The following is a 25,185-nucleotide window of genomic DNA, read 5'->3' on the forward strand; positions in this document are numbered from 1 at the left end:
TGTGCATTGCAAAATGCGCAGGTCGGCGGTCATTCTCTCGTCCATCGCGCCTCTCCAGCCGCACCGCCCTTCACCGCCGGACTTCCTGATGCCGATCGCCCTCTTCGCCCTGGCCATTGCCTCGTTCGGCATCGGCACGACTGAATTCGTCATCATGGGCCTGCTGCCGGAAGTGGCGGCGGATCTCGGCGTCTCGATCCCAAGCGCGGGCCTGCTGATCACCGGCTATGCGATCGGCGTCGTCATCGGCGGACCGATCATCGTGCTGGCCACCGCGCGATTGCCGCGCAAGATCACGCTGGTCGGATTGGCCATGCTGTTCGTGGTCGGCAACATCTTCTGCGCCGTCGCACCCACCTACGGGCTGCTGATGGCGGCGCGCGTGTTTACCGCCTTCGGCCATGGCGCGTTCTTCGGCATCAGCGCCGTCGTCGCGGGCACGCTGGTGCCGCGCAACCAGCGCGCCCAGGCCATGGCGCTGGTCTTCGCCGGCCTGACGCTCGCCAACATTCTCGGTGTGCCGGGCGGCACCGCGCTCGGACAGATCGCCGGCTGGCGCGCCACCTTCTGGGCCGTCGTGGCGATCGGCCTGGTCTCGGTCGCGGCCATCATCGCCTGGGTTCCGTCCGACCGCGGCGCCACCGCGCCACCGAGCCTGATGCGCGAATTTGCCGTGTTCAAGCGCCTGCAGGTCTGGCTCGCCATGGCCGTGAGCGTGCTGTCGGCAGCCGCCACCTTTGCCTGCTTCACCTATATCGCGCCGATCCTGCAGACCGTGACCGGCCTAGCGCCGCATCAGGTCACCTGGGTGCTGCTGCTGTTCGGCGTCGGCATCACGATCGGCAACCTGATCGGCGGCCGGTTGGCGGACTGGAAATTGATGCCGACGATCCTCGGCGCCCTCACCGCGCTGATCCTCGTGCTGGCGCAGTTCACCTACACCAGCCATTCCGTCATCGGCGCCTGCATCAGCGTCTTCGTCTGGGGCTGCGTGATGTTCATCCTGATCGCGCCCCTGCAGATGCGCGTGATCGAATGCGCCGGCGAGGCGCCCAATCTGGCGTCTACGCTGAACCAGGGTGCATTCAATGTCGGCAATGCCGGCGGCGCGTGGGTGGGCGGGCTCGCCATCACCATGGGCGCGACCTATGACAAGCTACCTCTGGTCGGCGCCACGCTGACGGTCGCGGCCCTGATTGTGGCGCTGGCTTCCTGGCACCTCGCCCGGCAACAGCCGGCAACGGCGCCGGCCGCCTGAATGCAGGTAGATATCAGCTAGGGATCAGGCCGCGCGATCGGACCCGATGCGGACAAGATCCGGGACGGTGTCGGAGGACTGAGCCTGGACTTGGCTGGCATGGCAGCGCTGCGCCACCACGCCCTCCGAAACGGGGTCGTGGCCGAACGCCGCGCTCGGCAACATGATTGCAACCCAGACTGCCGCCGCTGCCAGCAGATTATCCGCGCTGAACCCTGACATCATCGATCTCCGCCCTGCCCTGCGAACACGATAAATATGATCGTGAGATATAATGCGATCCGTCCGACTTTGTTCCGTTGCGTGACGTCAAATTTTCGTCAAGCGCGTATTCGGCGTTTCCGCCCCGCAATATGCAGCGTTCATGCCAGTTGAATGACACGCCGGCTTCCGTTTCCGGAGGTTCGTTTCGGGCTCCTCGCGCCTACCTATCTGGGCATGCTCCCCTTGCAGCGCAAGGCGCCTTGGCCTCAAGGTGCCGCAACGCAATATGCCCTGCCTGCCAAGCCATGCTTACCGTCAGTCGAACATATAGAATAATGGTAAGGCAGGTTGCAGTCTTGCCAAGCAACGCGATACCTTACGTATGGGAATGTAGGGCATTGATTTTCTGCGAATGCTGAAGCATATTTTGCCCTGCACGGGCAAAGGACCCGACGGAGACTGGAACAAAGCGCGTCGGATGCTACGACATTCGCGGGGCGGCTAGCGTGAGCGACCGCACGATATCGATAAGACGCAGAGACCTTTCCCCGACAACCTGAGTGCCTGGAGTGTGCTGGCCGAGCGGAGCGGCTGGCAGAATGAAGAGAACGGGAAAGGAACAGCGATGCGACAGACTGGTACAGTCAAATTCTTCAATGCGTCGAAGGGATTCGGCTTCATTACCCCTGATGACGGCGGCAAGGATGTGTTCGTTCACGTCACGGCCGTCGAGCGTTCGGGTATTTCGAACATGAACGATGGCATGCGGATCACATTCGAGACCGAGCCGGACAAGCGCGGCAAGGGCCCGAAGGCCGTGGATCTGCAGCCGGGCTAGTACCTTCGCCATCGCGACATGATCGAGAAAGCCGCCGGCCACGCCGGCGGCTTTTTTAGGTCTGGAGAACCGCCAGGGGCGCCGCCTGCCTGAGCGTCCACAATTCCGACACCCCAGTGGAGGAAAAGTCATCGCGAAATTTCTTAGGCTCCCTATATACTGATACTCAATGAAGATTCGCGCTGCTCTGCCTGGCGCCACCGTTGAGAACGAGATGGATACCGGTTTTTCCGCACGGGGCGGACCGGTTCTTGCTCAACAGGAGGGCTGGCTCTGAAGATCTGCTTTCGGCAGTCGTTTTGTTGCGTTGCGTTTTCCCCGATCAAGCGCGAGGGTCGGCCATGAGCCTCATCGACTTCGAGACCGAAGACCGGCAGTCCAATCCGGTCGATATGATCGAGCACATCGCAGGGCTCAATGATTGGAGCTTCGAGCGATCCGGCGACGACGAGATCACCATCTCCATCGCCGGCGGCTGGTGCGACTACCACGTCTCCTTCTCCTGGATGGAGGACATGGAGGCGGTGCACCTGGCCTGCGCCTTCGATCTGAAAGTGACAGACCCGCGCAAGACCGAAGTCATGCGCCTGCTTTCCCTGGTGAACGAGCAACTCTGGATCGGCCATTTCGACCTCTGGAGCAAGGAAGGCGTCGTCATGTATCGGCAGACGCTGTTGCTGGCCGGCGGCGCGGAACCCAACAGCCGCCAGGTCGAGGGACTGCTGGAAAACGCGATCGAAAGCTGCGAGCGCTATTACCAGGCCTTCCAGTTCGTGGTCTGGGCCGGCAAGTCCGCCGCCGAGGCGCTCGAAACCGTCCTGTTCGAGACGGTCGGCGAAGCCTGATCGATCGAGGCCGGCGCGTGTAACCCGCGCGCCGCCTTCCTCTCCTCTGTTGCCGGCCCCTTGGCCGGACAGCGTCTGCCTGACCGCGTCTCCTTGCCCAGCCTGCGGCGCGGCGCATGGGAGAGGCCTTTCGCGCCGGCGCGGAGCGCCGTACAGACACATCGTCGCCATTCACGAACGAGCGCTTCCGCATGTCTCTCTCCGCCCTGACGCCCTCCTCCCCTATCGTCCTCATCGGCGCCGGCAAGATGGGCGGCGCGCTGCTGACCGGCTGGCTTGCCTCCGGGCTGGACCCGAAGGCGGTGATCGTCGTCGACCCGAAGCCGCCGGAAGAGACGCTGGCGCTTCTGGCCGCGCATGGCATCGCACACGAGACCAGCGCGCCCGCCGGCGTCACGGCGCGTGTGCTGCTGCTGGCGGTCAAGCCGCAGATGATGGGCACGGCGCTTCCCGCCGTGCGGGACCTGATCGGCCCGGGCACAGTGACGATCTCGATTGCCGCGGGCACCACGATCGCGACGCTCGAAGCCGCGCTTGGCGGCGCCATCGTGCGCACCATGCCGAACACGCCGGCCCAGGTCGGGCGCGGCATGACCGGCGCCTTCGCCAATCCGGCCGTGACAGCAGAGGATCGCGACTTGGTCGGCGCCCTGCTTGCGGCGGTTGGGGAATTCGGCTGGGTCGAGACGGAGAGCCTGATCGACACGGTGACCGCCGTCTCCGGGTCCGGCCCTGCCTATGTCTTCCTGCTCGTCGAATGCCTCACCAAGGCCGGCATCGAGGCCGGTTTCACGCCGGAGCTCGCCGCCCGCTTCGCCCGGCAGACGATCGTCGGCGCCGGCGAACTGCTCAATCAGTCGCCGCTGCCGGCCGACACCCTGCGCAAGAACGTGACCTCGCCGGGCGGCACCACGGCGGCGGCGCTGAACGTGCTGATGGCGGAGGACGGCCTGGCACCGCTTCTCGTGCGCGCGGTTGCGGCCGCCAAGCAGCGCGCCGAGGAACTGGCCGGCTGATCAGCCTCGTCTCCGCCACAAGGCATCCCTAGATAGAGGGAATAGAGGAGATTGCATCATGCCGAACGAGACGAAGACCCAAATCGTCGACGCGTTGCTCGGTCTGCTGTCCGCGAAGCCCTATGCCGAAATCGGCCTTGGCGACATCGCGGCCCGGGCCGGGCTTTCTCTGGGAGCGCTGCGCGAGGCGTATGACGGCAAGATCGACATCCTCGCCGACTTCATGCGCCGTATCGACCGTGCCGTGCTCGACGGAGCCGAGACGCCCTCGACGGACGAGTCGGGCCGCGACCGGCTGTTCGACCTGATCATGAAGCGCCTCGACCAGATGGCGCCGTATCGCGCCGCGATCGGCCATCTGGCCGAATCCGCCCGGCGCGACCCGGCGCTCGCGCTCTGCCTCAACCGCGTCGCCCTCGACAGCGCCCGCTTCACGCTGGCGGGGGCCGGCATCTCAACCGACGGCCTGCGCGGCGCGGCGCGGACGCAGGGCTTCGTGCTGATGATGTCGCGCGTCCTACCGGTATGGCTGAAGGATGAAGATCCCGACCTGTCGAAGACGATGGCGGCGCTCGACCGGGCGCTGGAACATGCGGAGACGTGGTCGCGTCGCACCGACCGGGCCGCGGGCTTGGTCTGCCGCGTCGCCAACCGGCTTCATCGCCATCGTCCGGAGCGCAGGCCGCGCGAGCCGAAGCCTGACACGGCCCAGCCGGCCGCTTGACCCGGCGGCTCGTCATGCTGCCCCGTGAGCGGTCAGCCAACGGAGAGACGACATGGACGCGCCCGCCCCAAAGACGATCAGCTTCGACGATTTCCTCAAGGTGGATATCCGGGTCGGGACCATCGTAGAAGCGGGCCCCTTTCCGGAAGCGCGCAAGCCGGCGATCAAGCTGGTCATCGACTTCGGTCCGGAGATCGGCCGCAAGAAGTCCTCGGCCCAGATCACCAAATATTACCAGCCGGCCGAGCTCATCGGCCGCCAGGTCATGGCGGTCGTGAACTTTCCGCCGCGCCAGATCGGCCCCTTCATGTCGGAAGTTCTTACACTCGGCATGCCGGACGCCGAGGGCGACGTGGTGCTGACCGCCGTCGAGCGGACCGTGCCGGATGGCGGCCGCCTGTTCTAGAGCGTTTCGAGCGAAGTGGGTACCGGTTCGCTTGAAGAAAACGCGATCCCGCAAGGCTTCCGCCGCCATTGGACGGTGTGTTCACTGGCGTGCGACTGTCGATCCCGGACCTGAATGACTAGGTATTGGTTTCAACCAGAGGTCGCCACGCCATGAGCCAAGCCGAAACCGGACTGCCCTTTTCCCTGACCCGTCCGATCCATATCGCCGAGGTCGGCCTCAAGGCGCATGACGTCGAGAAGGTCGCCGACTATTACCGCGACGTCCTGGGCCTGGAGACGATCTCGAGCGCCGGCGGGACCGTGACGCTCGGCGCCCGCGGCGTGCCGTTCCTTGTGATCGAGCCGCATCCGCGCGGCACGAGCGACGATACCCGGCAGGCGGGCCTCTTCCATACCGCGTTCCTGATGCCGACGCGCGCCGATCTCGGCCGCTGGATCCTGTATGCGAGCGAGAAGCGCCTGCCCGTCGACGGCATGGCGGATCATCTGGTGAGCGAGGCGTTCTACCTGACCGACCCCGAAGGCAATGGCGTCGAGATCTATTCCGATCGCCCGACCGACGAGTGGGTCTGGGAAGGCCCGCATGTGCGCATGGCGACCGATCCGCTCGACGTCAATGCGATCGTCTCTTCGCTCGGAGAGCGGCCTTCGCCATGGAGCGGCGCGCCGGAATTCCTGCGCATCGGCCATGTGCATCTGCGTGTCGGCGACGCCCCGGTGGCGGCGAACTGGTGGAAGTCGGAAGTCGGCCTCGACGAAGTCACGACGATGCCCAGCGCCTCGTTCCTGTCGTCCGGCGGCTACCACCACCATATCGGCGCCAACCACTGGCAGAGCCGGGGCGCGGGCAAGCGCGATCCCGAGCGCAACGGCCTCGCCTATGTGACCCTGGCGGGTTCGGGGATCCACGCCGAGCGCGAACTGCTCGACCCCTGGGGCACTCGCATCCGCCTGCAGCCGGGCGCCTGAGGCCTGATCAGGCCGGAATGCGGACCGTGGCGCGCAAGCCGCCGCCCGGCGCATCGGACAGCGTGACATCGCCGCCATGGAAGCGCGCGATGTCGCGGGCGATTGGCAGGCCGAGGCCGGTGCCGCTCTCGTCAAGATTGCGCGCTTCGTCGAGCCGGTAAAATGGCCGGAACACCGCCTCGCGCTCCGCCTCTTCGATACCCGGCCCGTCATCATCGACATGGATGACGAGCCAGCCGTCGACATGCGAGCCGTGCAGTTCGATGCGGTCGCCGTGCCGGCACGCATTCATCACCAGGTTGGACAGGCAGCGCTTGAAATCGTTCGGGCGGATGCTGACGATCGGATCGCCCGTGAAGTCCTGCGAAACGTCGTGCCCCACCCGACTGGCGTTCTCCGCGACCTCAGCCAGCAGCGTCGCGATATTGGTCGCCGCCGTCGGCTCGTCTGCGTCATCGCGGGCGAAGGCCAGATAGCCCTCCAGCATGCGCTGCATGTCGTCGACGTCGCGGCGCATGGCGCGGATGTCGGGCGTTTCGCGCAGCAGCGCCAATTGCAGGCGGAAGCGCGTCAGCACGGTGCGCAGGTCGTGGCTGACGCCGGCCAGCATCGTCGTGCGCTGTTCCATCTGCCGCTCGATGCGGTTGCGCATTTCCATGAAGGCGGCGCTAGCGCGTCGCACCTCGCGCGCGCCGCGCGGATTGAAATCCGCCATTTCGCGGCCCATGCCGAAATTCTCGGCCGCATCGGCGAGCTGCTGGATCGGGCGGATCTGATTGCGCAGGAAGGCGATCGCGATCGTCAGCAGCACCAGGCTGGTGCCCACCATCCAGAAGATGAAGATCTCGGAATTGGACGCATAGGTCTGGCTACGGCGAGCCAGCACGCGCAGCACCTTGTCGCCGAGCTGGATGCGGATCTCGACGAGGTTGGAGCGCCCGACCGTGTCGATCCAGTAGGGCTTGTTGATCTGACGGCCGATCTCGCGCGACAGCGCGCTGTCGAGCAGCGAGAAGAACGGCTTCGGCGCCGCCGGCGGCAGCGGCTCGTTGGGGATGACCGAAATGGTCAGGCCGAGCCGGTCCTGCGCGATGCGGATGATCTGGGTGAAGTTGGGATCGGCGGGATAGGTGTCGATCAGGTCGACGATCGCCGCGATGTCGCGCACGGTCGCGGCCGAAAGGCGCTGCGTCACCGTCTGCCAGTGACGCTCCATGAAGACGAAGGCAACCACCGACTGCAGGATGACGATCGGCGTGATGATGATGATCAGCGCGCGGGCATAGAGCCCCTTCGGCATCGCCGCCGCCATCCGCTTGCCGAGGAAGCGATAGGGCACCAGCAAGACGTCGAGGACAGGTTGCGCGCGGCGCGCAAGCCGGCGCAGAGAATTGGCAGCCGGCGATCGGGCCAGGCGGCGCAGCGCGACCACGGCGGGCCACTCAGCCCAGCCGCCGGTCACGCGACGGCTTGGGATGGAAGGCGGAAGCTTGTCCATCAGCGCCGACCCCGGGTAGCGACAGCCGACTGGCGGGATGGCGTCACGCTTCGGTCACCAGACGGTAGCCGATGCCGCGCACCGTCTGCAGGAAGAGCGGGTTGGCGGGATCGACCTCTATCTTGCGGCGGAGCCGGTTGATCTGCACGTCGATGGTACGCTCGCCGGCCGGCTCGTCCTCGGCCAGCAGCGACAGGCGCGGCACGGTCTCGTTCGGCGTCTCGGCGAAGACGGCCATGATCTGGCGCTCGCGATCCGTCAGCCGGATCGTCTCCTGCCCGCGCCGCAACTCACGCCGGGCGATGTGGAAGGTGAAGGGCCCGAAGCGGACCTGCTCGATCAGCGGCGCCGCGGTCGCGGTGCCGCGCTTCAGGATCGCGTTGATCCGCAGCAGCAGTTCCCGCGGCTCGAACGGCTTGCCGAGATAGTCGTCGGCGCCGAGTTCCAGGCCCTTGATGCGGCTCTCGATCTCGGTGCGCGCGGTCAGCATGAGGATCGGCACCTCCATCGTCTCGCGCAGGCTCCGGAGAAGCTCGAGCCCGGTCTCGCCCGGCATCATCACGTCGACGACGAGCAGATCGAAGGCGAGGCCACCGAGTCGGCCGCGCGCCTCGGCGGCGTTGGCCGCGACATCGACGCGAAAGCCGTTGTCGTTCAGGTAACGCGAGAGAAGCGTGCGAATGCGCGCATCATCGTCGATGACGAGAAGATGCGGCGCATCATCGGCCAGGGGGGCGGTTGCCAAATCGCTCATCGTGCATACTCCACGCGCATCACTGCTCGATCATCTGCGCGACCTTATCCCGTTCGGACGGATCGATCATCAGCCGAAGGAAACGCTCGGCCGCGAGGCGCCCTTCCGGACCCAACGGCTCAAGCGCGGTACGGATGCGTTCCGCCTGCGGTTCGGTGAGACGCTGGTCGAGCGCCCTGCCCTTGGCGGTCGGATAAAGCAGCCTCTGCCGGCGATCGACAGGCCCCGGCACCTGCTCGATATAGCCGGTATCGATCAGTTGCTTGAGCACGCGCCCGAGGCTTTGCTTGGTGATCTTCAGGATGTCCAGCAGGTCGGCGACGCGCATGCCCGGATGGCGGTTTACGAAGTGGACCACGCGGTGATGGGCGCGGCCGAACTGGAACTTCGCCAGCACGACGTCCGGATCGGAGACGAAGTCCCGATAGGCGTAGAAGAGCAGTTCGATCAGCACCAGTTCGGGCTGTTCCTGGACCGAAAGAGGCGTTTTGACGGACTCGTCGCGCTGCACGGATGCCGGTCCCTTCGAATCGGTCGCGAAATTTATGTCAGCCATATTGACATATTTTGGTTCGATTGTTACCTGATGAGTGGCCGCGACGAAATGATCGAACGCGCCAGCCGTTTCCCTTCCCGCGACACCCTCTCGCGCGATCGCGTTTCGACCGGCACTTTACCGACTGTTTCAAGGCGGCGCAAAAAAGTCGTTGCTGGAACTGGCTTTACTTTGCCCAACCGGCGCGAGAAATAGGCACGACAATCAACGCCAACAGGGCGCGGCCGCAGCCGGCGGCCGATATGGAGTGAGGAAAATGAGCGCGGTCCCCTTCGACCAGAAAGATGGTTGGATCTGGATAAACGGATCCTTCGTTCCGTGGAAGGACGCGAAGATTCACGTACTCACCCATGGCCTGCACTATGCCAGCGCCGTGTTCGAAGGTGAGCGCGCCTATAACGGCACCATCTTCAAGCTGCGCGAGCACACCGAGCGGCTGTTCCATTCGGCCGAAATCCTCGATTTCAAGATCCCCTACACGATCGAGGAGATCGACGAGGCCTCGAACGCGACGCTCGCCAAGAACGGCCTGGTCGACGGCTATCTGCGCCCCATCGCCTGGCGCGGCAGCGAGGCCATGGGCGTCTCGGCCCAGAAGAACAAGATCAACGTCGCTATCGCCGCCTGGGAATGGCCGTCCTACTTCACCCCTGCCGAGCGCCTGAAGGGCATCCGTCTCGACTGGGCGAAGTATCGCCGTCCCGATCCGCGCACCGCTCCGTCGCTGGCCAAGGCGTCGGGTCTCTACATGATCTGCACGATCTCCAAGCATGCCGCCGAAGCCTGCGGCTATGCCGATGCGCTGATGCTGGACTGGGAAGGCAATGTCGCGGAATCGACGGGCGCCAACGTGTTCTTCGTCAAGGATGGCGTCATCCACACGCCGCTGGCCGACCGCTTCCTGAATGGCATCACCCGCCAGACGGTGATCGGCCTTGCCAAGTCGCGCGGCCTTGAAGTGATCGAGCGCCGGATCGCCCCGGAAGAGCTTTCGACCTTCAGCGAATGCTGGCTCTGCGGCACCGCCGCCGAAGTCACGCCCGTCTCCGAGATCGGCGAGCACAAGTTCACGCCGGGCAAGATCAGCGCGGACCTGATGCAGGCCTATACGGACCTCGTCCAGGGCGCCAAGGTCCTCGCCTGATCCAGTCGCGGGATCCTCGAGAAACAAAAGAAACGGCCGGAGATTTCTCCGGCCGTTTTTCTTTGTGGGAATGTCAGACGGTCTGCGCGCCAAGTTCTGCCCGCCAGTGCTGGCAGCGCTCCTTCAGGACCGCATTGCGGATATAGGCGGATTCCTCAGGCTCCAGCCGCTCGAGCACGTCGAGCCGAAAGGCGTCTGAGCCGTGCCGGTTCCAGGCAGCCTGCAGGCTCGCCGCCGTGCACGTGCCATGTCCGAGCGTGAACCAGAGACGGTTCTGGATCGCATCCAGATTGGGCGCCTTGCCGACCCAGGCTTCGCCCGTCGTGGCGCAGCGGACGGCATAGATGCCCACGCTGTCTTCCCGCTTCTTGTAGGCGGAAATGGCCGCCTTCCGCTCGTCGCGCTGCATGTCATCCGCTCCCCGGATCGTCTTGTTGAGAGCGGCCACGATCGAGCAGCCGCACAGCGCGGCTTTTTACCCGGGCAATATTCCAATGTCAAATATTACCCGGGTTTAATTAGATCTTGTGAGCCGATTGTGCGCTTAGCGCTCGTCGGTCGAGGGCACGGCAACGATATGGCCCTGGGTCAGCACCGCCAGCTTGGCCTCCAGCTCGGCGACCCGCGCCGTCAGTGCCTCGTTCTCGCTGCGCGCCTTCTGCGCCATCTCGCGAACGACATCGAACTCATCGCGCTTGACGAAGTCCATATCGGCAAACAGGCGCTCGGCCTGATGCTTCATCACGGTCTCGGCTTCGCGCTTGACGCCCTGCGCCATGCCGGCGGCGTCGGTCATCAGCTTGGCGAATTCGTCGAACAGCCGGTTCGGGGTCGTGTTCATGGGCAGCCTCCGGGGTAACGGTATCTCCCTTCTAGTATGGTTGCGTGCCCTCCGGCGAACAAGGTGTCGAGGGGTCGCGCACGCCCGGGCTTGACCCTTCCCCCCGGATCAGCGCACCAATGCCGCCCGACCGACCGCCGGAGCCACTTGATGCTGTTCGCCCTGCCCTTCCCGGCCATCGACCCGACCCTGATCCAGATCGGCCCGTTCGCGATCCGCTGGTACGCGCTCGCCTATATCGTCGGCATCCTGATCGGCTGGTGGTACGCCAAGCGCCTCGTCAACAATGCCAGGCTCTGGGGCCCGGCCGGCGCGCCGATGAAGTCGATCGACATCGACGACTTCGTGGTCTGGGCGACGATCGGCATCATCGTCGGCGGGCGGGCGGGCTACGTTCTTTTCTACGACCTGCCGATGTTCCTGGCCGCCCCCTGGCAGATCTTCCAGGTGTGGAATGGCGGCATGTCCTTCCATGGCGGCTTCCTCGGCACCGTCATCGCCATGATCCTGTTTGCGCGCTCCCGCAAGATCCCGACCTGGTCGCTGATCGACGTCGTCGCGCCTTCGGTCACCTTCGGCCTGCTGTTCGGCCGCATCGCCAATTTCATCAATGGCGAGCTCTGGGGCCGCCCGACCGATGTCGCCTGGGCGATCATCTTCCCCAATGCCGACAGCCAGCCCCGCCATCCGAGCCAGCTTTACGAAGCCCTGCTCGAAGGTTTGGTGCTCTTTCTCGTTCTGCGCTTCTTCACCCACAAGCAGCTGCGCCTGCGCCAGCCCGGCTTCATCTCGGCGATCTTCGCGATCGGCTATGGCCTCGCCCGCATCTTCTCGGAATTCTTCCGCGAGCCGGACATCCAGATCGGCTACTTCTCCGGCGGCCTCACCATGGGCATGCTGCTCTCGCTGCCGCTGGTGATCGCTGGCATCATCCTGCTCGTCGTCGCCTCGCGCCGTCCGGTCGCCGCTGCATGACCCCGCTGGCCGAAAAGCTGGTCCATCGCATCGAGAATTTCGGCCCGATCACCATCGCCGACTATATGGCCGCCTGTCTCGGCGACCCCGAGTTTGGCTACTACACGACGCGCGAACCGTTCGGATCCGCCGGCGATTTCGTCACCGCGCCGGAAGTGAGCCAGATGTTCGGCGAACTGATCGGGCTGTGGGCGGTAGAGACCTGGCGGCGCATGGGCAGCCCGGCCGCCTTCGTCCTGGCGGAGATCGGTCCCGGCCGCGGCACGCTCATGGCCGATGCGCTGCGCGCAGCGAAGGTCGCGCCCGACTTCGAAAAAGCCGCGACCATCGTGCTTGTCGAGACCAGCCCCCGGCTGCGCGCCATCCAGGCCGATACGCTCGCCGGGCACGCCATCGACTGGATCGAGCATATCGACGCGCTGCCGGAAGGCCCCGCGATCGTCGTCGCCAACGAACTCTTCGACGCGCTGCCGGTCCGGCAGTTCCTCCGCACGGCGGATGGCTGGGCGGAACGGATGGTCGGCGTCAGCGAAGGGCGGCTCGCCTTCGGCCTCCGAGGGAATGCGCATTTCGACGGCGCGGACGACCGGGCGCCGGAAGGCTCGCTGGTCGAGACCGCCTCGATCTCGGCGGCGATCATGGCGACGCTCGCCGCCCGGCTGCAACACTCCGGCGGCGCCTTCCTGACGATCGACTATGGCCATGCCGAATCCGGCTATGGCGACACCCTGCAGGCGCTCCGCAGCCATGCCTTCGACGATCCGCTGGCCCATCCCGGCGAAGCGGACCTCACCGTGCATGTCGATTTCGCTGCGCTTTCCCGCACCGCCGAGGCAAACGGCGCCCGCGCCTCGGCCATCTGGACGCAGGGCGATTTCCTGTTGGCGCTCGGCCTGCTCGAACGGGCCGGCCGGCTCGGCGCCGGCAAGGACGCCGCCACGCAGGACGCGATCCGCGCCGCCGTCGAGCGCTTGGCCGGCCCGGCCGCGATGGGCTCCCTGTTCAAAGTGCTCTGCGTGACAGGCGGCAATCTGGTCGCCCCGCCTTTCGGATGACATCGATTCGTCGGATCAAGCCCTACCCTTCCCGCCTTGCAGGAGACACGCCATGAAGATCACCGCCGACGCCCTCTCCGCCCTCCCGGGCATCCGGCATGGCTTCTTCACGCGGCAGGGCGGCGTTTCGGAAGGCATCTATGCGAGCCTGAACTGCGGCGTCGGCTCGGCCGACGAGCGCACGCATGTGATGGAGAACCGGGCCCGTGTCACGGCGGATCTGGGCGTCGCGGCCGACCGGCTCGCCACCCCCTACCAGGTGCACAGTCCCGACGTCGTCACCGTCGATGCGGTCTGGCCGGTTGGCGAAGGCCCCAAGGCGGACGCCGTCGTCACCAACCACCCGGGGATAGCCATCGGCGTCGGCACGGCCGATTGCGGCCCCGTGCTCTTCGCCGATGGCGCGGCAGGCGTCGTCGGCGCGGCGCATGCCGGCTGGAAGGGCGCCTTCACCGGTGTGCTGGAGGCGACCGTCGCCGCCATGGAAGCGCTGGGCGCGCGCCGGGAACGGATCGTGGCCGTGCTCGGACCGACCATCTCCCGATCGGCCTATGAAGTCGGGCCGGAATTCCGCGCCCGCTTTCTTGAGGCCGACGCGGCCAATGATGCGTTCTTCGCCCCGTCGGGGCGCGCCGAGCATCACCAGTTCGACCTGCCGGCCTTCATCGGCATGCGCCTGCGGGCCGCCGGGCTGGGCACGGTCGATGACCTGGCGCTCTGCACCTATGCCGACCCCGGCCGTTTCTTCTCCTACCGGCGCACGACCCATGCCGGCGAGCCCGACTATGGCCGGCTGCTGCATGCGATCACGATCGTCGCGTAAGTAGCCCGGAAGGCCCCGCAATCATGCAGTTCGGGAAACCGCGTCTGGACCCCGTATTGAATTGCCGCTAGACAGGCTCCAGGGGTCCTGACGACCGCGCCGGAAGGACGATCGCCATGATGGTGAAGGGAAATCGGCTGCTCGCATGCGCCGCCATCCTGTTGGCCACGTTTGCTTTGGCAGCTTGCAACAATACGTTGAGCTCTGGCTCGTCGTCCGGTTCGGCGACGGCCTCCGCACCCACGACGCCAGCCCTGCCGGCAGTGCCGCTCGCCAACGCCAAGTTCTCGTTCGCGCCTGTGACGGGCGCTCCCGGCAACATCCTCACCAAGCTTTCGTCGCAACTGGGCCAGGAAGCCTTGGCGCAAAACGTCGCGCTCGTGCCGTCGGGCGATCCGCAGGCCAACTACGTGGTCAAGGGCTATCTCTCCGCCGTCGGCGACTCCACCGGCACGATCCTCGTCTATGTCTGGGACGTGCTCGACGCCAGCGGACGTCGCGTCCACCGGATTTCCGGCCAGGAAACATCGGCGAACGGCTCGCAGGATCCGTGGCAGGGCGTCGACGACGCCACCATCTCGAACGTCGCGCGCCGCACCGTTGCTTCCATCGTCGCCTGGGGATCGGGAGCGTGACCGCGACATCGACTCCAATCTGCGCTTGCCGCCCGCGCGCGAATCGCGTTTGCAGTGCGGCAGCGCAGTTGGTACAACGCGCCGCCTGAACGAACGACCTCCTTGCGGGGTTGGCTCGCCCTATACCTCCTCACGTCGGGACACGAGACCTTGAAGCTGGTTGCCGGAAACTCCAACCGGGTGCTCGCCGAGGCGATCGCCACCTATCTCGAAATCCCGCTGGCGAAGTGCTCAGTCCGTCGTTTCGCGGACGAGGAAATCTTCGTCGAGATCCAGGAAAACGTGCGCGGCGAGGACGTCTTCGTCGTCCAGTCGACCAGTTTCCCGGCCAACGACCACCTGATGGAACTGCTGATCATCATCGATGCGCTGCGCCGGTCCTCCGCGCGCCGCATCACGGCGGTCCTTCCCTATTTCGGTTACGCCCGCCAGGACCGCAAGGCCGGCCCGCGCACCCCGATCTCCGCCAAGCTGGTCGCCAATCTGATCACCCATGCCGGCGCCGATCGCGTCCTGACGCTCGACCTGCATGCCGGCCAGATCCAGGGCTTCTTCGACATCCCGACCGACAATCTGTTCGCGGTTCCCGTCATCACGCGTGACATCAAGGAACATTACGAGCTCGAGAATGTCATGGTCGTGTCGCCCGACGTCGGCGGTGTGGTGCGCGCCCGTGCGCTGGCCAAGCGCATCGATGCGCCGCTCGCCATCGTCGACAAGCGCCGCGAGCGGCCGGGCGAATCCGAAGTCATGAACATCATCGGCAATGTCGAGGGACGCGACTGCATCCTGTTCGACGACATCGTCGATTCCGGCGGCACGCTGTGCAACGCCGCCGAGGCGCTGCTGGCCCAGGGCGCGAAGTCGGTCGTCGCCTACATCACCCATGGCGTGCTCTCGGGGGGCGCGGTCGCCCGCATCAGCAATTCCATGCTCAAGGAACTGGTGATCACCGACTCGATCCAGCCGACGGAAGCGGTCCAGAAGGCGCCGAACATCCGCGTCACCTCGATCTCGACCCTGATCGGCGAAGCGATCAACCGCACCGCCAGCGAGAAGTCGGTCTCGAGCCTGTTCATCTGATAGCGCTGCAGACAAGAAAAAGGCCCGGATGCCAGTCAGGCAGTCCGGGCCTTTTTTTTGCTTTCAGCTGCAGGCCACCGTTCAATAACGGAAGCCGACCTTTCTCAACCCTGCCCCTTTGGGAGCGCCACCCGCCTCAGGCGGTCTTGGGACGGGATGCGGCTCGCCCCTACCGGGCACCGTCCATCCCGACGAGCGCCACCTTGGCATAGCCGACGTCACGCAGCTTGTTCATCAGTTCCATGACGTCGCCATAGGCCACCTTGCGATCGGCGCGGAGATAGAGCCGCTCCTCGCGGTTCCCCTTGGTCAGCGCGTCGAGCGCCGGGCCGAGGCCTTCGGCCGCGACCGGATCGTTGCCGAGAACCAGCGACAGGTCCGGCTTGAGCGACAGGAAAATCGGCTTGTCGGTGCGGGGCGCCGCCTTGGCGTTGGAACGCGGCAGGTCGACGGGCGCATCGACGGTCGCCAGCGGCGCGGCGACCATGAACACGATCAGCAGCACGAGCATCACGTCGATGAACGGCGTGACGTTGATTTCGCTGTTCTCGACCAGTTCGTCGTCGTGATGGGTGAGCTTGCCTGCCATGGCTTCCCTCACTCCGCCGCGGCGAGGCGCGAAGGGCCTCGTGCGTCGGCTCGGTCCAGATCGCGCGAAACCAGGCGCATCGTCTCGGCCGAAACGTCGGCGATCACCGCCTTGTTGCCGGCGATGATGCGGGCGAACACATTGTAGAACAGCACGGCCGGGATGGCGGCGACCAGGCCGATCGCGGTCGCGAACAGCGCTTCGGCGATGCCGGGGGCGACGACGGCAAGATTGGTCGTGTTGGCCTGGCTGATGCCGATGAACGAATTCATGATGCCCCAGACCGTGCCGAACAGGCCGATAAAGGGCGAAAGCGAGCCGACCGTCGCGAGCACCGCCGTGCCGCGGATCATCTCGCGCCCCGCGCCGGATTCGATCCGTTCGAAGCGCGAGGCGACGCGTTCCTTGATGCCTTCGGCCGAAAGCCCGGCCGACAGGGACACTTCCTCGACGGCGGCCTGCACCAGCCTGGCGGCCGGATCCTTGCGCCGTCCAACCTGCGCTTCCGCCTCGGGCAGCGTGCGCGAGCGTGCGACACGCTCGCCCAGCGCCCGCGTCTTGTGACGCAATGCTGCGAGTTCCAGCGTCTTCGACAGGAAGATGGCCCAGGTCAGGATCGAGGCGGCGATCAGCACGCCGATGACGCCCTTCACCACAATGTCGGCGTTGGTGAACATGCCGATCGGCGACAGGTCATGCGGCAGGGTCGAACGATCGACGCCGGGTTCGCCGGCCGGCGCCTCGACCGAATCCGGCAAGGCGGGCTCGGGAGCGATCGGCTGCGCCGGAGTTGGTGCTGCTGCCGCAGGCGCGGAGGCGGCTGGCGCCTCTCCGGCCTGGCCGAACGCCATCGTGCTGCCGATGGGGAGCGACAAAGCGACGATGGCGACCCAGAGGGCCGCCCCTCGACAAAGACTAGCAAGCATGGCGACACGTACCGTTTTAAAGATGAGTATTACACTCCGAATAACGCACGGACCCAGCCGACGCAACCCGCGCACTCCGTGGCGCCGGCGGCACGGACCGATGTGTCCGAATTTCCTGGCGCGAGGCCAGCGTTTCCGCCGCTTCCGCCGCAGCGCGCTTGTTCGATCGGACTCCCTCGTCTATAAGGACGCCGGCCGCGCCGACACCCCTGGAGGCACCGCGGCCTTTTTCTGTTTCACACAAGGAGAATACCGATGAGCAATACTTACGAGCTCACGGCCTCTGTCCGCAACCGCGTGGGCAAGGGGGCCGCCCGGGCGTCGCGTCGCGAAGGCAAGATTCCGGCCGTCATCTACGGCAACAAGCAGGCTCCGCTGGCGATCGAACTGAACCACAAAGAGATCTTCATGAAGCTCCACGCTGGTGGCTTCCTGACGACCGTGGCCACGATCGACGTCAACGGCGAGAAGATCAGCGTGATCCCGCGCGACTACGCGCTGCACCCCGTTACCGATCAGCCGATCCACGTCGATTTCCTGCGCGTCTCCGCTGGCTCGACCCTGCACGTCCAGATCCCCGTGCAGTTCATCAATGAAGAGCAGTCGCCCGGCCTCAAGCGCGGCGGCGTGCTGAACATCGTTCGTCACGAGATCGAAGCAACGGTCCAGGCCGATGCGATCCCCGATCACATCGTCGTCGACCTGTCCGGCCTCGACATCAACGATTCGATCCACATTTCGGCCGTCCAGCTTCCCGCTGGCGTGACCCCCGTCATCTCCGAGCGTGACTTCACGATCGCGACGATCGCGGCTCCGGCCGCTCTGAAGAGCGAAGAAGACGAAGCTGCGGCCACCGAGGCTGCTCCCGCCGCCAAGGCGTAAGCTTCGGCACTTTCCCGGTTTTTGCGTGGGGGAAGCAGGATGCTCCTCATTGTCGGCCTCGGTAACCCGGGAAGCCAATACGCGCTCAACCGGCACAATATCGGCTTCATGGCGGCGGATGCGATCCACCGCCGCCATGGCTTCAGCCCCTGGCGCTCGCGCTTCCAGGCGCTGGTCTCCGAGGGCACGCTCGCAGGGCGCAAGACGCTCCTGATGAAGCCCCAGACCTATATGAACGAAAGCGGCCGCGCCGTTGGCGAAGCCGCCCGGTTTCACAAGATTCCCAACGCCGATATCGTCGTCATGCATGACGAGCTCGACCTGCCCGCGGCCAAGATCCGGATGAAAACCGGCGGCGGCCATGGCGGCCATAATGGCCTGCGCTCGATCTCGGCGCATGTCGGCGAGGACTATCGGCGGCTTCGGCTGGGCATCGGCCATCCGGGTTCCAAGGAACTCGTGCACGGCTACGTGCTGCATGATTTCGCCAAGGTCGACGGCGAGTGGATCAATCTGCTGCTCGACGCCGTGGCCGAGAATGCCGCGCTGCTGGCCGACGGCAAGGACGCCACCTTCGCCAATCGGCTGCATCGCAGCCTCGAGCCCGACAAGCCGGCAAAAGCCCCGAAGGGCGACAAGCCGGACGCGGCCGAAAGGCCGGCGAAGTCCGCCAAGGTCGAGGCGACGGCTTCCGCTGGTGCGTCGGGCACACCATCATCTTCACCAGCTTCGCCGCCGGCCGGTGGGCCGTTCGCGGCGGGGCTGAAGCGCCTCTTCGGCGTCAAGGACGAGTAAGGAACATCATGGGCTTCAAATGCGGGATCGTCGGCCTGCCGAATGTCGGCAAGTCGACCCTTTTCAACGCGCTGACCAAGACGGCGGCGGCGCAGGCGGCGAACTATCCGTTCTGCACCATCGAGCCGAATACCGGCGAAGTCGCGGTTCCCGACCCGCGCCTCGACAAGCTGGCCGCAGTCGGCAAGTCGCAGCAGATCGTGCCGACCCGTCTGACCTTCGTCGACATCGCCGGCCTCGTGCGCGGCGCCTCGAAGGGTGAAGGCCTCGGCAACCAGTTTCTCGCCAACATCCGCGAAGTCGACGCCATCGCCCATGTGCTGCGCTGCTTCGAAGATGGCGACATCACCCATGTCGAAGGCCGTATCGATCCGGTCTCCGATGCCGAGACGGTCGAAACCGAGCTGATGCTCGCCGACCTCGACAGCCTGGAGCGCCGCGTCACCCCGCTGCGCAAACGCGCCGCCACCGACAAGGAAGCCAAGGCCCAGGTCGTGCTGATGGACGCCGCGCTGGAACTGCTGCGCCAGGGCAAGCCCGCGCGCCTGCTCGACGTCTCCGCCGATGACCGCCCCATGTTCGACGCGCTCAACCTGCTGACGTCGAAGCCGGTCCTCTATGTCTGCAACGTCGAGGAATCCGCGTCGGCCACCGGCAACGCGCATTCCGACCGCGTCTTCGAGATGGCCAAGGCGCAGGGCGCCGGCTGCGTGACGATTTCGGCCGCGATCGAATCCGAGATCGCCCAGCTCGACGCCGCTGAGCAGGCGGAGTTCCTGGAGACGCTGGGCCTGGAAGAGCCCGGCCTCGACCGCCTGATCCGCGCCGGCTACGACCTGCTCGGCCTGATCACCTATTTCACGGTCGGCCCGAAGGAAGCCCGCGCCTGGACGATCACCAAGGGCACCAAGGCCCCCCAGGCCGCCGGCGTCATCCACTCGGATTTCGAGCGCGGCTTCATCCGCGCCCAGACGATCGCCTTTGACGACTACACCCGCCTCGGCGGCGAAGCCGGCGCCAAGGAAGCGGGCCGCGCCCGCGACGAAGGCAAGGAATATGTCGTCGCCGATGGCGACGTGCTGCTGTTCCGCTTCAACACCTGAGGCGCAACGCCCCGACAAGCAAAAGCCCCGGCGAAACACCCTTCGCCGGGGCTTTTTCTATTCTGCCTAGGAAGCTTCGGAGCCCTGCTGGGCCGGATGCTCAGGCGGCGTCGTTGGTCTTCTGCCTTTCAGGCCCCGCCGCGACGATCGTCGCCTCCGCCTCGTCGACCAGCGCCTTGGTAGCCTCCTCGACGAGTCGGTCGGCAGCTTCGGTAGCCGCGTCCTTCGGCGTGTCCTGAGGCGCTTCCTGGACCACCTCCACCAGCGCTTCCTCGACCGCCTTCATGACGGCGGCGTCCGCCAGCTTGGCCGTCTTCTTCGAGTCGGCCTTCTTGGATTCGCCGCGCTTCGGTTCCGGCGCCTTCACCTCGGGTGCCTTCACCTCCGACGCCACGGCCTCCGCAGCCTTGGCGGCCGGCGCCTGCACGTCCGGAGCGGACTGGACAGCGACCTTCGCCTCGGGTGCCTTGACGTCCGGAGCTTTCGTCTCAACCGCTTTGGGGTCGCTCGCCTTCACCTCCGCCGGCTTCACCTCAGGAGCCTTGGGCTCGACAGGCTTGGCCTCCACGATCGGGGCCGTGGCGATGGCGGGCTTGGGCTCGGTGACAGGCGGCTTGACCTCGACGGCCGCAGCCTTGACGGGCTCGGGCTTGGCTTCGTCGCGTCGCGCAGAGATGACCGGCGGCGCTTCCCATTTCGGCGCCGCGGCCTCTTCGAGATGCAGCCTCGCACCGGCAAGGCCCGCATCCGTCACGGCGGGCGCCGCCGTCGTCGCGGCCGCGCGCGCGGCAGCCGCCGCCACGCCGTCGCGCCGGGCGCGGATCTCGGCCAGCCTTGCCTCCAGCGAACTGGTCTCGCTCGATTTTCCCTCGGGACGCGGTTCGGGAACGCGCGCCGTCTCGGACGTCCGCGCCGCGGGTGCCCGCGTCTCGCTCCAGCGGCCCTCGGCGCGCGTCGCGACAGGGGTCACAACCGGCTCGGGCGGCGCCGGCAGCATCTCCTCGAACGCCATGACGAACGGGTCTTCGACCACGGGCGCCGGCGCAGCGACGAAAGGCGTGCGCTCGACCGGCGTCGCGAGATTGTCCCGAATGTCCATCAGGTTCTCGTTGACGCGGAACAGCATGATGACGGCTTCGCAGGCCACGCGCGCCGCGACGATCGCCGCCAGCGTGCCGATGATGCTGAAGGCGATGGCGAGCAGCGCATTAACCGGGGCGAGTTGGACGAGCGCCAGGCCGTTCAGCAGGCCCGAAATGCCGAACAGGACGGCGATGGCTGCCAGCAGCCAGAACAGGAGTTCGATGACCGACGTCGCAACGAACCGATCCCATTTGAAGAGGTCAAAGAAGGAGGTCATGTCGTCATCCCAAAGAAGCACTCCACGCGCATCGCAGCGCTCCGTCCGCCGGCGAGTCGCGCCAGAGTCTCATAATTCGCGGCGCGCCGCATCTTCCCAAGCCTTGAAGCCCTCATCGGCCAGCATTGTGGCCACATATTCCGCGGCGTGCTCCGACAGTTCCGGCGCATAGGTCCGGAAACGGCTGACGACCGGGGCGTACATGGCGTCCGCAATCGTCCGATGTCCGAACAGATAGGGGCCACCGAGCCCAAAGGCAGTGCGGCAATCGCGGAAGATCGCATCGATCCGCGCAATGTCCTCGGCAACGCCGGGCTCATCGAGGCCGGCGCCTGGGAAATGCTCGAACAGATCCATCGCAAGCGCCATCCGCAGCGGCCGGAAGCCCGAATGCATTTCGGCCGAGATCGAGCGCGCGGTCGCGCGGGCCATGCGATCGGACGGCCAGAGCCCGCGATCGGGATAGCACTCGGCCAGATATTCGCAGATCGCCAGCGAATCCCAGATCTTGATCGGCACCTGGGTACGACGGTCTATCAGCAGCGGCACCAGGCCGGTCGGCCCGAGAGCGGCCGCCTCCGCCTTGCCGGCGGCCGTGCGATGTTGCAGCACCACCTCGTCAAAGGACGCGCCGGTCTGCCGCAGGACCAGCCATGGCCGCATCGACCAGCTCGACCACTGGCGCGAGCCGATGACAATAGTAAAATCCGGCATGTCAGTGCCCTTCGAAGGTGACGAGCGTGCGGACCGGAACGTCGAGCGCCCGGAGCTTGGCCGCGCCGCCCAGTTCCGGCAGGTCGATGATGAAGCAGGCCGCCTCGACGATGGCGCCGCGCTGGCGCAGCAGCTTGACCGCGCCCTCGGCCGTGCCGCCGGTTGCGATCAGGTCGTCGACCAGGATCACCCGGTCGCCCTTGCCGACCGCGTCGACATGCATCTCCATCTCGTCCGTGCCGTATTCGAGCGCATAGGACATGCTGACCGTATCGAAGGGCAGCTTGCCCTTCTTGCGGATCGGCACGAAGCCGGCCGAAAGCTGGTGCGCCACGGCGCCACCGATGATGAAGCCGCGTGCTTCGATGCCGGCGACCTGGTCGACCTTGGCGCCCGCCCAGGGCTGGACCAGTTCGTCGATCGTGCGGCGGAATGCGCGCGCATTGCCGAGCAGCGTGGTGATGTCGCGGAACTGGACGCCCGGCTTCGGGTAATCCGGGATCGTGCGGATCGAGGCGGCGATGTCGTTCAGGGCAGAGGTCATGATGGCTTTCAGATTTCTGCGGATGTTGGTTAAGGCTTGCCCCAGCTTTCGGCCCGCGTCCAGTTCCAAGACGGCAAACGCTGCGGCGTTTGGCCGATAGCAGGGGGTCAGCGCGCCAGCACGCGGCCGGCAACGGCGTCGAGCTTGGCCATCAGTTCGGGATCGCGCGCATGCGGCGCCGTCATGATGGCATGCTCGAGCGCGCGGTCGGAGCCGATCGGGCACGGTTCATGCTCGGCCGGGAAGTCCCGGGCCAGCCGCGCTACAAGGCGCTGCGCCTTGTCGCGGTTGTCGCCGAGCACCTTGATTACCGCTTCCACCGATACCGCCTCATGACCGGGGTGCCAGCAATCATAGTCGGTCACCATGGCGATGGTGGCATAGGCGATCTCCGCCTCGCGGGCGAGCTTGGCCTCGGGCATGTTGGTCATGCCGATGACCGACGCGCCCCAGCTTCGATAGAGCTGCGATTCGGCGACCGAGGAAAATTGCGGTCCCTCCATGCAGACATAGGTGCCGCCGACATGATGGTCGATTGCCTCGGCCTCGGCGGCGCGGCGGATCTGCTCGACCAGCTTCGGCGCGACCGGATGGGCCATCGAGACATGCGCGACGCAGCCATTGCCGAAGAAGCTGGAGACCCGCGCCACCGTCCGGTCGATGAACTGGTCGACGATGACGAACTCGCCGGGAAAATGCTCCTGCTTCAGCGAGCCGACGGCAGAGACGGAAACGAGATCGGTGACGCCGGCGCGCTTCAGCGCATCGATATTGGCGCGATAGTCGATGCCGGATGGCGACAGGCGATGGCCGCGGCCATGGCGCGGCAGGAAGACGATCTCCGTCGCGCCGATCCCCCCGAAGCGGAGTTGGTCGGAAGCCTGGCCCCAGGGGCTCTCGACCGTGCGCCATTCCGCGCCTTCGAGGCCCGGCAGGTCATAGAGCCCCGACCCGCCGATGATGCCGAGAACCGCCTTGGTCATGGATCCGTACCTGCCTTGTCCGTGGAGCCGCGAAGATGGCAAAGCGGCCGGACAAGCTCAAGCGGGATCGGCAGAGGGCAGGCTCGGGCTGTTCACCTGGATCGAGTCGACACCCGCCGCCGTCATCCCGGCGGAGGCCGGGATCCAGACACACGGGCCCATGACCATAAGGCAGAGCCGCAACCTTCTCGGTCGGTGTCCATGGGCCCCGGCCTTCGCCGGGGCGACGGCGCAACTCCCCTGTGACGATGCAACATTCAGTGGAGTACGCGTGAAATCTCTTACGGCCACTTCACCACGGGCGGCATCGACGACAGGATCGAGTCGATGTTGCCGCCGGTCTTGAGGCCGAAGATCGTGCCGCGATCGTAGAGCAGGTTGAACTCGACATAGCGGCCGCGCCGGATCAGCTGCTCCTCGCGGTCGGCCTCGGTCCAGGGCGTCTCGAAATTGGCGCGCACGGCCGCGTCGTAAGCGGCGAGGAAGCTGATGCCGACATCTTGGGTGAAGGCGAAATCAGCGTCCCAGTCGCCGGATTGGTGGCCGTCATAGAAGATGCCGCCAATGCCGCGCGGCTCGTTGCGGTGCTTCAGGAAGAAATACTCGTCGCACCACGTCTTGTAGCGCTCGTAATCGGCCACCGGATGGCGCTCGCAGGCGCCGCGCATGGCGGCATGGAAGGCGACGCTGTCGGTATCCTCCTGCGTCCGCCGGCGGTCGAGCACCGGCGTCAGGTCGGCGCCGCCGCCGAACCACTGCTTGGTCGTCACCACCATGCGCGTGTTCATGTGCACGGCCGGGACGTTGGGATTGGTCATGTGCGCGATCAGCGAGATGCCCGCTGCCCAGAAGCGCGGATCCTCCGACGCGCCCGGCATTTCCTTGGCGAATTCCGGCGCGAAGCTGCCATGCACCGTCGAGACGTGCACGCCGACCTTTTCGAAAAGACGGCCATGCATCAGCGCCATGGTGCCGCCGCCGCCCGGCGCGCCGGTGTGATCGGTGCGCTTCCAGGGCTTGCGCTCGAACCGGCCTACCTTGTCGCCATAGAGCGCGGGCGATGCCGCGTCCTCCAGCGCCTCGAAGCCGGCGATGATGCGACCCTGCAATTCGGCGAACCAGGTGCTCGCGCGGGCCTTCTTGTCCTCGATTGCGTCAGGCAGTGCCATGTGTGTCTTCCTCAACAGCGGGTCCGCCCGGCAGGCCACTGGTCTGCCTGAGCGCCTCGCCAGTTACCATGGCGACCGTCATGGCGAGATTGATCGAGCGCAATCCCGGCCGCATAGGGACGATCAGTCGCGCCTCGGCGCGTTCGTGCACGGATGGCGGCACGCCGGCGCTCTCGCGGCCGAAGAGCAGCATGTCGTCCGGGCGGAAGGCGAAATCGGTATAGGGGATCGCGGCCTTGGTCGAGAGCAGCACCAGCCGGCTGCCCTGCTCCGCCCGGAAAATCTCGAAGGATTCGAAAGAAATATGGCGGCGAAGCGCGGCGCGCTCCACATAGTCCATGCCCGCCCGCTTCAATCCGCGATCCGACAGGTCGAAGCCGGCAGGCTCTATGATGTCGACATCCACGCCCATGCAGGCAGCGAATCGCAGGATCGCCCCTGTATTGTGGGGGATGTCGGGCTGATAAAGCGCAATGCGGGGCATCTGGCCTTCA

At 65.9% G+C, this 25,185-nt stretch carries 30 protein-coding genes; 16 read left to right on the plus strand and 14 right to left on the minus strand.

The window, feature by feature from the left end; all coding sequences use genetic code 11:
- The first annotated feature begins 88 nt into the window (after positions 1 to 88).
- Positions 89 to 1,258 (plus strand): MFS transporter, encoded by a 1,170-nt coding sequence (locus ACHMWQ_RS20860; protein WP_396308934.1) that lies wholly within the window; start codon positions 89 to 91, stop codon positions 1,256 to 1,258.
- A gap of 24 nt (positions 1,259 to 1,282) precedes the next feature.
- Here ACHMWQ_RS20860 and ACHMWQ_RS20865 read toward each other — a convergent pair whose 3' ends face one another.
- Positions 1,283 to 1,480 (minus strand): hypothetical protein, encoded by a 198-nt coding sequence (locus ACHMWQ_RS20865; RefSeq protein ID WP_396308935.1) that lies wholly within the window; start codon positions 1,478 to 1,480, stop codon positions 1,283 to 1,285.
- A 607-nt stretch (positions 1,481 to 2,087) separates the two neighbouring features.
- Between ACHMWQ_RS20865 and ACHMWQ_RS20870 the strand changes: the two genes are divergently transcribed.
- The 6 genes from ACHMWQ_RS20870 (at position 2,088) to ACHMWQ_RS20895 (ending at position 6,262) form a co-directional block, all read left to right on the plus strand.
- Complete coding sequence (locus ACHMWQ_RS20870; RefSeq protein ID WP_266330359.1) at positions 2,088 to 2,300, plus strand: cold-shock protein; 213 nt, start codon at positions 2,088 to 2,090, stop codon at positions 2,298 to 2,300.
- A gap of 341 nt (positions 2,301 to 2,641) precedes the next feature.
- Positions 2,642 to 3,145, plus strand: a complete 504-nt coding sequence (locus ACHMWQ_RS20875; protein WP_266329747.1) for a YbjN domain-containing protein — start codon at positions 2,642 to 2,644, stop codon at positions 3,143 to 3,145.
- Between the two features lie 191 nt (positions 3,146 to 3,336).
- Entirely contained in the window at positions 3,337 to 4,161 is an 825-nt protein-coding gene (proC, locus tag ACHMWQ_RS20880) for a pyrroline-5-carboxylate reductase (RefSeq protein ID WP_396308936.1), read from the plus strand.
- Positions 4,162 to 4,219: 58 nt separating this feature from the next.
- Positions 4,220 to 4,885: a TetR/AcrR family transcriptional regulator gene (locus ACHMWQ_RS20885; protein ID WP_396308937.1), complete on the plus strand. Its 666-nt coding sequence runs from the start codon at positions 4,220 to 4,222 to the stop codon at positions 4,883 to 4,885.
- 52 nt (positions 4,886 to 4,937) lie between these two features.
- Entirely contained in the window at positions 4,938 to 5,291 is a 354-nt protein-coding gene (locus tag ACHMWQ_RS20890) for a tRNA-binding protein (protein WP_396308938.1), read from the plus strand.
- Positions 5,292 to 5,443: 152 nt separating this feature from the next.
- A complete protein-coding gene (locus ACHMWQ_RS20895; RefSeq protein WP_396308939.1) occupies positions 5,444 to 6,262 on the plus strand; it encodes a VOC family protein in 819 nt (272 codons plus the stop codon).
- Between the two features lie 7 nt (positions 6,263 to 6,269).
- On the opposite strand, the gene ACHMWQ_RS20900 is transcribed toward ACHMWQ_RS20895, so the two are convergent.
- Genes ACHMWQ_RS20900 through ACHMWQ_RS20910 form a run of 3 tightly spaced genes read right to left on the minus strand, consistent with a single transcriptional unit; the run spans position 6,270 to position 9,070 of the window.
- Positions 6,270 to 7,760: an ATP-binding protein gene (locus tag ACHMWQ_RS20900; protein ID WP_354550679.1), complete on the minus strand. Its 1,491-nt coding sequence runs from the start codon at positions 7,758 to 7,760 to the stop codon at positions 6,270 to 6,272.
- Between the two features lie 43 nt (positions 7,761 to 7,803).
- Positions 7,804 to 8,514 (minus strand): response regulator, encoded by a 711-nt coding sequence (locus ACHMWQ_RS20905; protein ID WP_266329752.1) that lies wholly within the window; start codon positions 8,512 to 8,514, stop codon positions 7,804 to 7,806.
- Between the two features lie 19 nt (positions 8,515 to 8,533).
- Positions 8,534 to 9,070: a MarR family winged helix-turn-helix transcriptional regulator gene (locus ACHMWQ_RS20910; RefSeq protein WP_396308940.1), complete on the minus strand. Its 537-nt coding sequence runs from the start codon at positions 9,068 to 9,070 to the stop codon at positions 8,534 to 8,536.
- A gap of 256 nt (positions 9,071 to 9,326) precedes the next feature.
- On the opposite strand from ACHMWQ_RS20910, the gene ACHMWQ_RS20915 reads away from it, so the two are divergent.
- Positions 9,327 to 10,214, plus strand: coding sequence for a branched-chain amino acid aminotransferase (locus ACHMWQ_RS20915; RefSeq protein WP_396308941.1), 888 nt, complete (start codon positions 9,327 to 9,329; stop codon positions 10,212 to 10,214).
- Positions 10,215 to 10,287: 73 nt separating this feature from the next.
- On the opposite strand, the gene ACHMWQ_RS20920 is transcribed toward ACHMWQ_RS20915, so the two are convergent.
- The gene (locus ACHMWQ_RS20920) at positions 10,288 to 10,623 is read right to left on the minus strand and encodes a GIY-YIG nuclease family protein (protein WP_396309502.1); all 336 of its coding nucleotides are present in this window, start codon (positions 10,621 to 10,623) and stop codon (positions 10,288 to 10,290) included.
- 135 nt (positions 10,624 to 10,758) lie between these two features.
- Complete coding sequence (locus ACHMWQ_RS20925) at positions 10,759 to 11,055, minus strand: accessory factor UbiK family protein (RefSeq protein ID WP_396308942.1); 297 nt, start codon at positions 11,053 to 11,055, stop codon at positions 10,759 to 10,761.
- Between the two features lie 150 nt (positions 11,056 to 11,205).
- Between ACHMWQ_RS20925 and lgt the strand changes: the two genes are divergently transcribed.
- From lgt to ACHMWQ_RS20950, 5 genes are all read left to right on the plus strand, one after another.
- Positions 11,206 to 12,030: a prolipoprotein diacylglyceryl transferase gene (gene lgt / locus ACHMWQ_RS20930; RefSeq protein ID WP_396308943.1), complete on the plus strand. Its 825-nt coding sequence runs from the start codon at positions 11,206 to 11,208 to the stop codon at positions 12,028 to 12,030.
- Positions 12,027 to 13,085, plus strand: coding sequence for a class I SAM-dependent methyltransferase (locus tag ACHMWQ_RS20935; protein ID WP_396308944.1), 1,059 nt, complete (start codon positions 12,027 to 12,029; stop codon positions 13,083 to 13,085). Before lgt ends, ACHMWQ_RS20935 begins: the two co-directional genes overlap by 4 nt.
- Before the next feature lie 52 nt (positions 13,086 to 13,137).
- Positions 13,138 to 13,908 (plus strand): peptidoglycan editing factor PgeF, encoded by a 771-nt coding sequence (gene pgeF / locus ACHMWQ_RS20940; RefSeq protein ID WP_396308945.1) that lies wholly within the window; start codon positions 13,138 to 13,140, stop codon positions 13,906 to 13,908.
- Between the two features lie 197 nt (positions 13,909 to 14,105).
- Positions 14,106 to 14,543: a hypothetical protein gene (locus ACHMWQ_RS20945; RefSeq protein ID WP_354550690.1), complete on the plus strand. Its 438-nt coding sequence runs from the start codon at positions 14,106 to 14,108 to the stop codon at positions 14,541 to 14,543.
- A gap of 150 nt (positions 14,544 to 14,693) precedes the next feature.
- Positions 14,694 to 15,626 (plus strand): ribose-phosphate pyrophosphokinase, encoded by a 933-nt coding sequence (locus ACHMWQ_RS20950; RefSeq protein WP_266329763.1) that lies wholly within the window; start codon positions 14,694 to 14,696, stop codon positions 15,624 to 15,626.
- Between the two features lie 169 nt (positions 15,627 to 15,795).
- On the opposite strand, the gene exbD is transcribed toward ACHMWQ_RS20950, so the two are convergent.
- Both exbD and exbB read right to left on the minus strand, forming a co-directional pair.
- The gene (gene exbD, locus ACHMWQ_RS20955; RefSeq protein ID WP_396308946.1) at positions 15,796 to 16,215 is read right to left on the minus strand and encodes a TonB system transport protein ExbD; all 420 of its coding nucleotides are present in this window, start codon (positions 16,213 to 16,215) and stop codon (positions 15,796 to 15,798) included.
- Positions 16,216 to 16,223: 8 nt separating this feature from the next.
- Positions 16,224 to 17,141 (minus strand): tonB-system energizer ExbB, encoded by a 918-nt coding sequence (gene exbB, locus ACHMWQ_RS20960; RefSeq protein WP_354550692.1) that lies wholly within the window; start codon positions 17,139 to 17,141, stop codon positions 16,224 to 16,226.
- A gap of 255 nt (positions 17,142 to 17,396) precedes the next feature.
- Here exbB and ACHMWQ_RS20965 point away from each other — a divergent pair, with 255 nt between their 5' ends.
- Genes ACHMWQ_RS20965 through ychF form a run of 3 tightly spaced genes read left to right on the plus strand, consistent with a single transcriptional unit; the run spans position 17,397 to position 19,921 of the window.
- Entirely contained in the window at positions 17,397 to 18,023 is a 627-nt protein-coding gene (locus tag ACHMWQ_RS20965; RefSeq protein ID WP_396308947.1) for a 50S ribosomal protein L25/general stress protein Ctc, read from the plus strand.
- A 39-nt stretch (positions 18,024 to 18,062) separates the two neighbouring features.
- Positions 18,063 to 18,818, plus strand: a complete 756-nt coding sequence (gene pth, locus ACHMWQ_RS20970; protein ID WP_396308948.1) for an aminoacyl-tRNA hydrolase — start codon at positions 18,063 to 18,065, stop codon at positions 18,816 to 18,818.
- Positions 18,819 to 18,826: 8 nt separating this feature from the next.
- On the plus strand, positions 18,827 to 19,921 hold the full coding sequence (gene ychF / locus ACHMWQ_RS20975) for a redox-regulated ATPase YchF (protein WP_354550697.1): 1,095 nt from the start codon (positions 18,827 to 18,829) through the stop codon (positions 19,919 to 19,921).
- Between the two features lie 100 nt (positions 19,922 to 20,021).
- Here the strand turns inward: ychF and ACHMWQ_RS20980 are convergent, their stop codons facing one another.
- From ACHMWQ_RS20980 to ACHMWQ_RS21005, 6 genes are all read right to left on the minus strand, one after another.
- Positions 20,022 to 21,281 carry a DUF4282 domain-containing protein gene (locus ACHMWQ_RS20980; protein WP_396308949.1) on the minus strand — a complete coding sequence of 420 codons (1,260 nt, stop codon included), beginning with the start codon at positions 21,279 to 21,281 and terminating at the stop codon, positions 20,022 to 20,024.
- A gap of 69 nt (positions 21,282 to 21,350) precedes the next feature.
- A complete protein-coding gene (locus tag ACHMWQ_RS20985; RefSeq protein WP_396308950.1) occupies positions 21,351 to 21,995 on the minus strand; it encodes a glutathione S-transferase in 645 nt (214 codons plus the stop codon).
- A gap of 1 nt (position 21,996) precedes the next feature.
- Positions 21,997 to 22,539 carry an adenine phosphoribosyltransferase gene (locus ACHMWQ_RS20990; protein WP_396308951.1) on the minus strand — a complete coding sequence of 181 codons (543 nt, stop codon included), beginning with the start codon at positions 22,537 to 22,539 and terminating at the stop codon, positions 21,997 to 21,999.
- Between the two features lie 107 nt (positions 22,540 to 22,646).
- Complete coding sequence (locus ACHMWQ_RS20995) at positions 22,647 to 23,522, minus strand: S-methyl-5'-thioadenosine phosphorylase (RefSeq protein ID WP_396308952.1); 876 nt, start codon at positions 23,520 to 23,522, stop codon at positions 22,647 to 22,649.
- A gap of 281 nt (positions 23,523 to 23,803) precedes the next feature.
- Positions 23,804 to 24,691 (minus strand): oxygen-dependent coproporphyrinogen oxidase, encoded by an 888-nt coding sequence (hemF, locus tag ACHMWQ_RS21000; protein ID WP_396308953.1) that lies wholly within the window; start codon positions 24,689 to 24,691, stop codon positions 23,804 to 23,806.
- Positions 24,678 to 25,175, minus strand: a complete 498-nt coding sequence (locus tag ACHMWQ_RS21005) for a tRNA (cytidine(34)-2'-O)-methyltransferase (RefSeq protein ID WP_396308954.1) — start codon at positions 25,173 to 25,175, stop codon at positions 24,678 to 24,680. Before ACHMWQ_RS21005 ends, hemF begins: the two co-directional genes overlap by 14 nt.
- Positions 25,176 to 25,185: the final 10 nt, after the last annotated feature.

Origin of the sequence: Kaistia sp. UC242_56 (genome assembly GCF_044452255.1) — a bacterium.
Taxonomy (GTDB): Bacteria; Pseudomonadota; Alphaproteobacteria; order Rhizobiales; family Kaistiaceae; genus Kaistia; species Kaistia defluvii_A.

Bases quoted from the DNA above. Each gene is read 5' to 3' on its own strand.
- ACHMWQ_RS20860 (WP_396308934.1), top strand. From the start codon at position 89: ATGCCGATCGCCCTCTTCGCCCTGGCCATTGCCTCGTTCGGCATCGGC.
- ACHMWQ_RS20865 (WP_396308935.1), bottom strand. From the start codon at position 1,480: ATGTCAGGGTTCAGCGCGGATAATCTGCTGGCAGCGGCGGCAGTCTGG.
- ACHMWQ_RS20870 (WP_266330359.1), top strand. From the start codon at position 2,088: ATGCGACAGACTGGTACAGTCAAATTCTTCAATGCGTCGAAGGGATTC.
- ACHMWQ_RS20875 (WP_266329747.1), top strand. From the start codon at position 2,642: ATGAGCCTCATCGACTTCGAGACCGAAGACCGGCAGTCCAATCCGGTC.
- proC (WP_396308936.1), top strand. From the start codon at position 3,337: ATGTCTCTCTCCGCCCTGACGCCCTCCTCCCCTATCGTCCTCATCGGC.
- ACHMWQ_RS20885 (WP_396308937.1), top strand. From the start codon at position 4,220: ATGCCGAACGAGACGAAGACCCAAATCGTCGACGCGTTGCTCGGTCTG.
- ACHMWQ_RS20890 (WP_396308938.1), top strand. From the start codon at position 4,938: ATGGACGCGCCCGCCCCAAAGACGATCAGCTTCGACGATTTCCTCAAG.
- ACHMWQ_RS20895 (WP_396308939.1), top strand. From the start codon at position 5,444: ATGAGCCAAGCCGAAACCGGACTGCCCTTTTCCCTGACCCGTCCGATC.
- ACHMWQ_RS20900 (WP_354550679.1), bottom strand. From the start codon at position 7,760: ATGGACAAGCTTCCGCCTTCCATCCCAAGCCGTCGCGTGACCGGCGGC.
- ACHMWQ_RS20905 (WP_266329752.1), bottom strand. From the start codon at position 8,514: ATGAGCGATTTGGCAACCGCCCCCCTGGCCGATGATGCGCCGCATCTT.
- ACHMWQ_RS20910 (WP_396308940.1), bottom strand. From the start codon at position 9,070: ATGGCTGACATAAATTTCGCGACCGATTCGAAGGGACCGGCATCCGTG.
- ACHMWQ_RS20915 (WP_396308941.1), top strand. From the start codon at position 9,327: ATGAGCGCGGTCCCCTTCGACCAGAAAGATGGTTGGATCTGGATAAAC.
- ACHMWQ_RS20920 (WP_396309502.1), bottom strand. From the start codon at position 10,623: ATGCAGCGCGACGAGCGGAAGGCGGCCATTTCCGCCTACAAGAAGCGG.
- ACHMWQ_RS20925 (WP_396308942.1), bottom strand. From the start codon at position 11,055: ATGAACACGACCCCGAACCGGCTGTTCGACGAATTCGCCAAGCTGATG.
- lgt (WP_396308943.1), top strand. From the start codon at position 11,206: ATGCTGTTCGCCCTGCCCTTCCCGGCCATCGACCCGACCCTGATCCAG.
- ACHMWQ_RS20935 (WP_396308944.1), top strand. From the start codon at position 12,027: ATGACCCCGCTGGCCGAAAAGCTGGTCCATCGCATCGAGAATTTCGGC.
- pgeF (WP_396308945.1), top strand. From the start codon at position 13,138: ATGAAGATCACCGCCGACGCCCTCTCCGCCCTCCCGGGCATCCGGCAT.
- exbD (WP_396308946.1), bottom strand. From the start codon at position 16,215: ATGGCAGGCAAGCTCACCCATCACGACGACGAACTGGTCGAGAACAGC.
- exbB (WP_354550692.1), bottom strand. From the start codon at position 17,141: ATGCTTGCTAGTCTTTGTCGAGGGGCGGCCCTCTGGGTCGCCATCGTC.
- ACHMWQ_RS20965 (WP_396308947.1), top strand. From the start codon at position 17,397: ATGAGCAATACTTACGAGCTCACGGCCTCTGTCCGCAACCGCGTGGGC.
- pth (WP_396308948.1), top strand. From the start codon at position 18,063: ATGCTCCTCATTGTCGGCCTCGGTAACCCGGGAAGCCAATACGCGCTC.
- ychF (WP_354550697.1), top strand. From the start codon at position 18,827: ATGGGCTTCAAATGCGGGATCGTCGGCCTGCCGAATGTCGGCAAGTCG.
- ACHMWQ_RS20980 (WP_396308949.1), bottom strand. From the start codon at position 21,281: ATGACCTCCTTCTTTGACCTCTTCAAATGGGATCGGTTCGTTGCGACG.
- ACHMWQ_RS20985 (WP_396308950.1), bottom strand. From the start codon at position 21,995: ATGCCGGATTTTACTATTGTCATCGGCTCGCGCCAGTGGTCGAGCTGG.
- ACHMWQ_RS20990 (WP_396308951.1), bottom strand. From the start codon at position 22,539: ATGACCTCTGCCCTGAACGACATCGCCGCCTCGATCCGCACGATCCCG.
- ACHMWQ_RS20995 (WP_396308952.1), bottom strand. From the start codon at position 23,522: ATGACCAAGGCGGTTCTCGGCATCATCGGCGGGTCGGGGCTCTATGAC.
- hemF (WP_396308953.1), bottom strand. From the start codon at position 24,691: ATGGCACTGCCTGACGCAATCGAGGACAAGAAGGCCCGCGCGAGCACC.
- ACHMWQ_RS21005 (WP_396308954.1), bottom strand. From the start codon at position 25,175: ATGCCCCGCATTGCGCTTTATCAGCCCGACATCCCCCACAATACAGGG.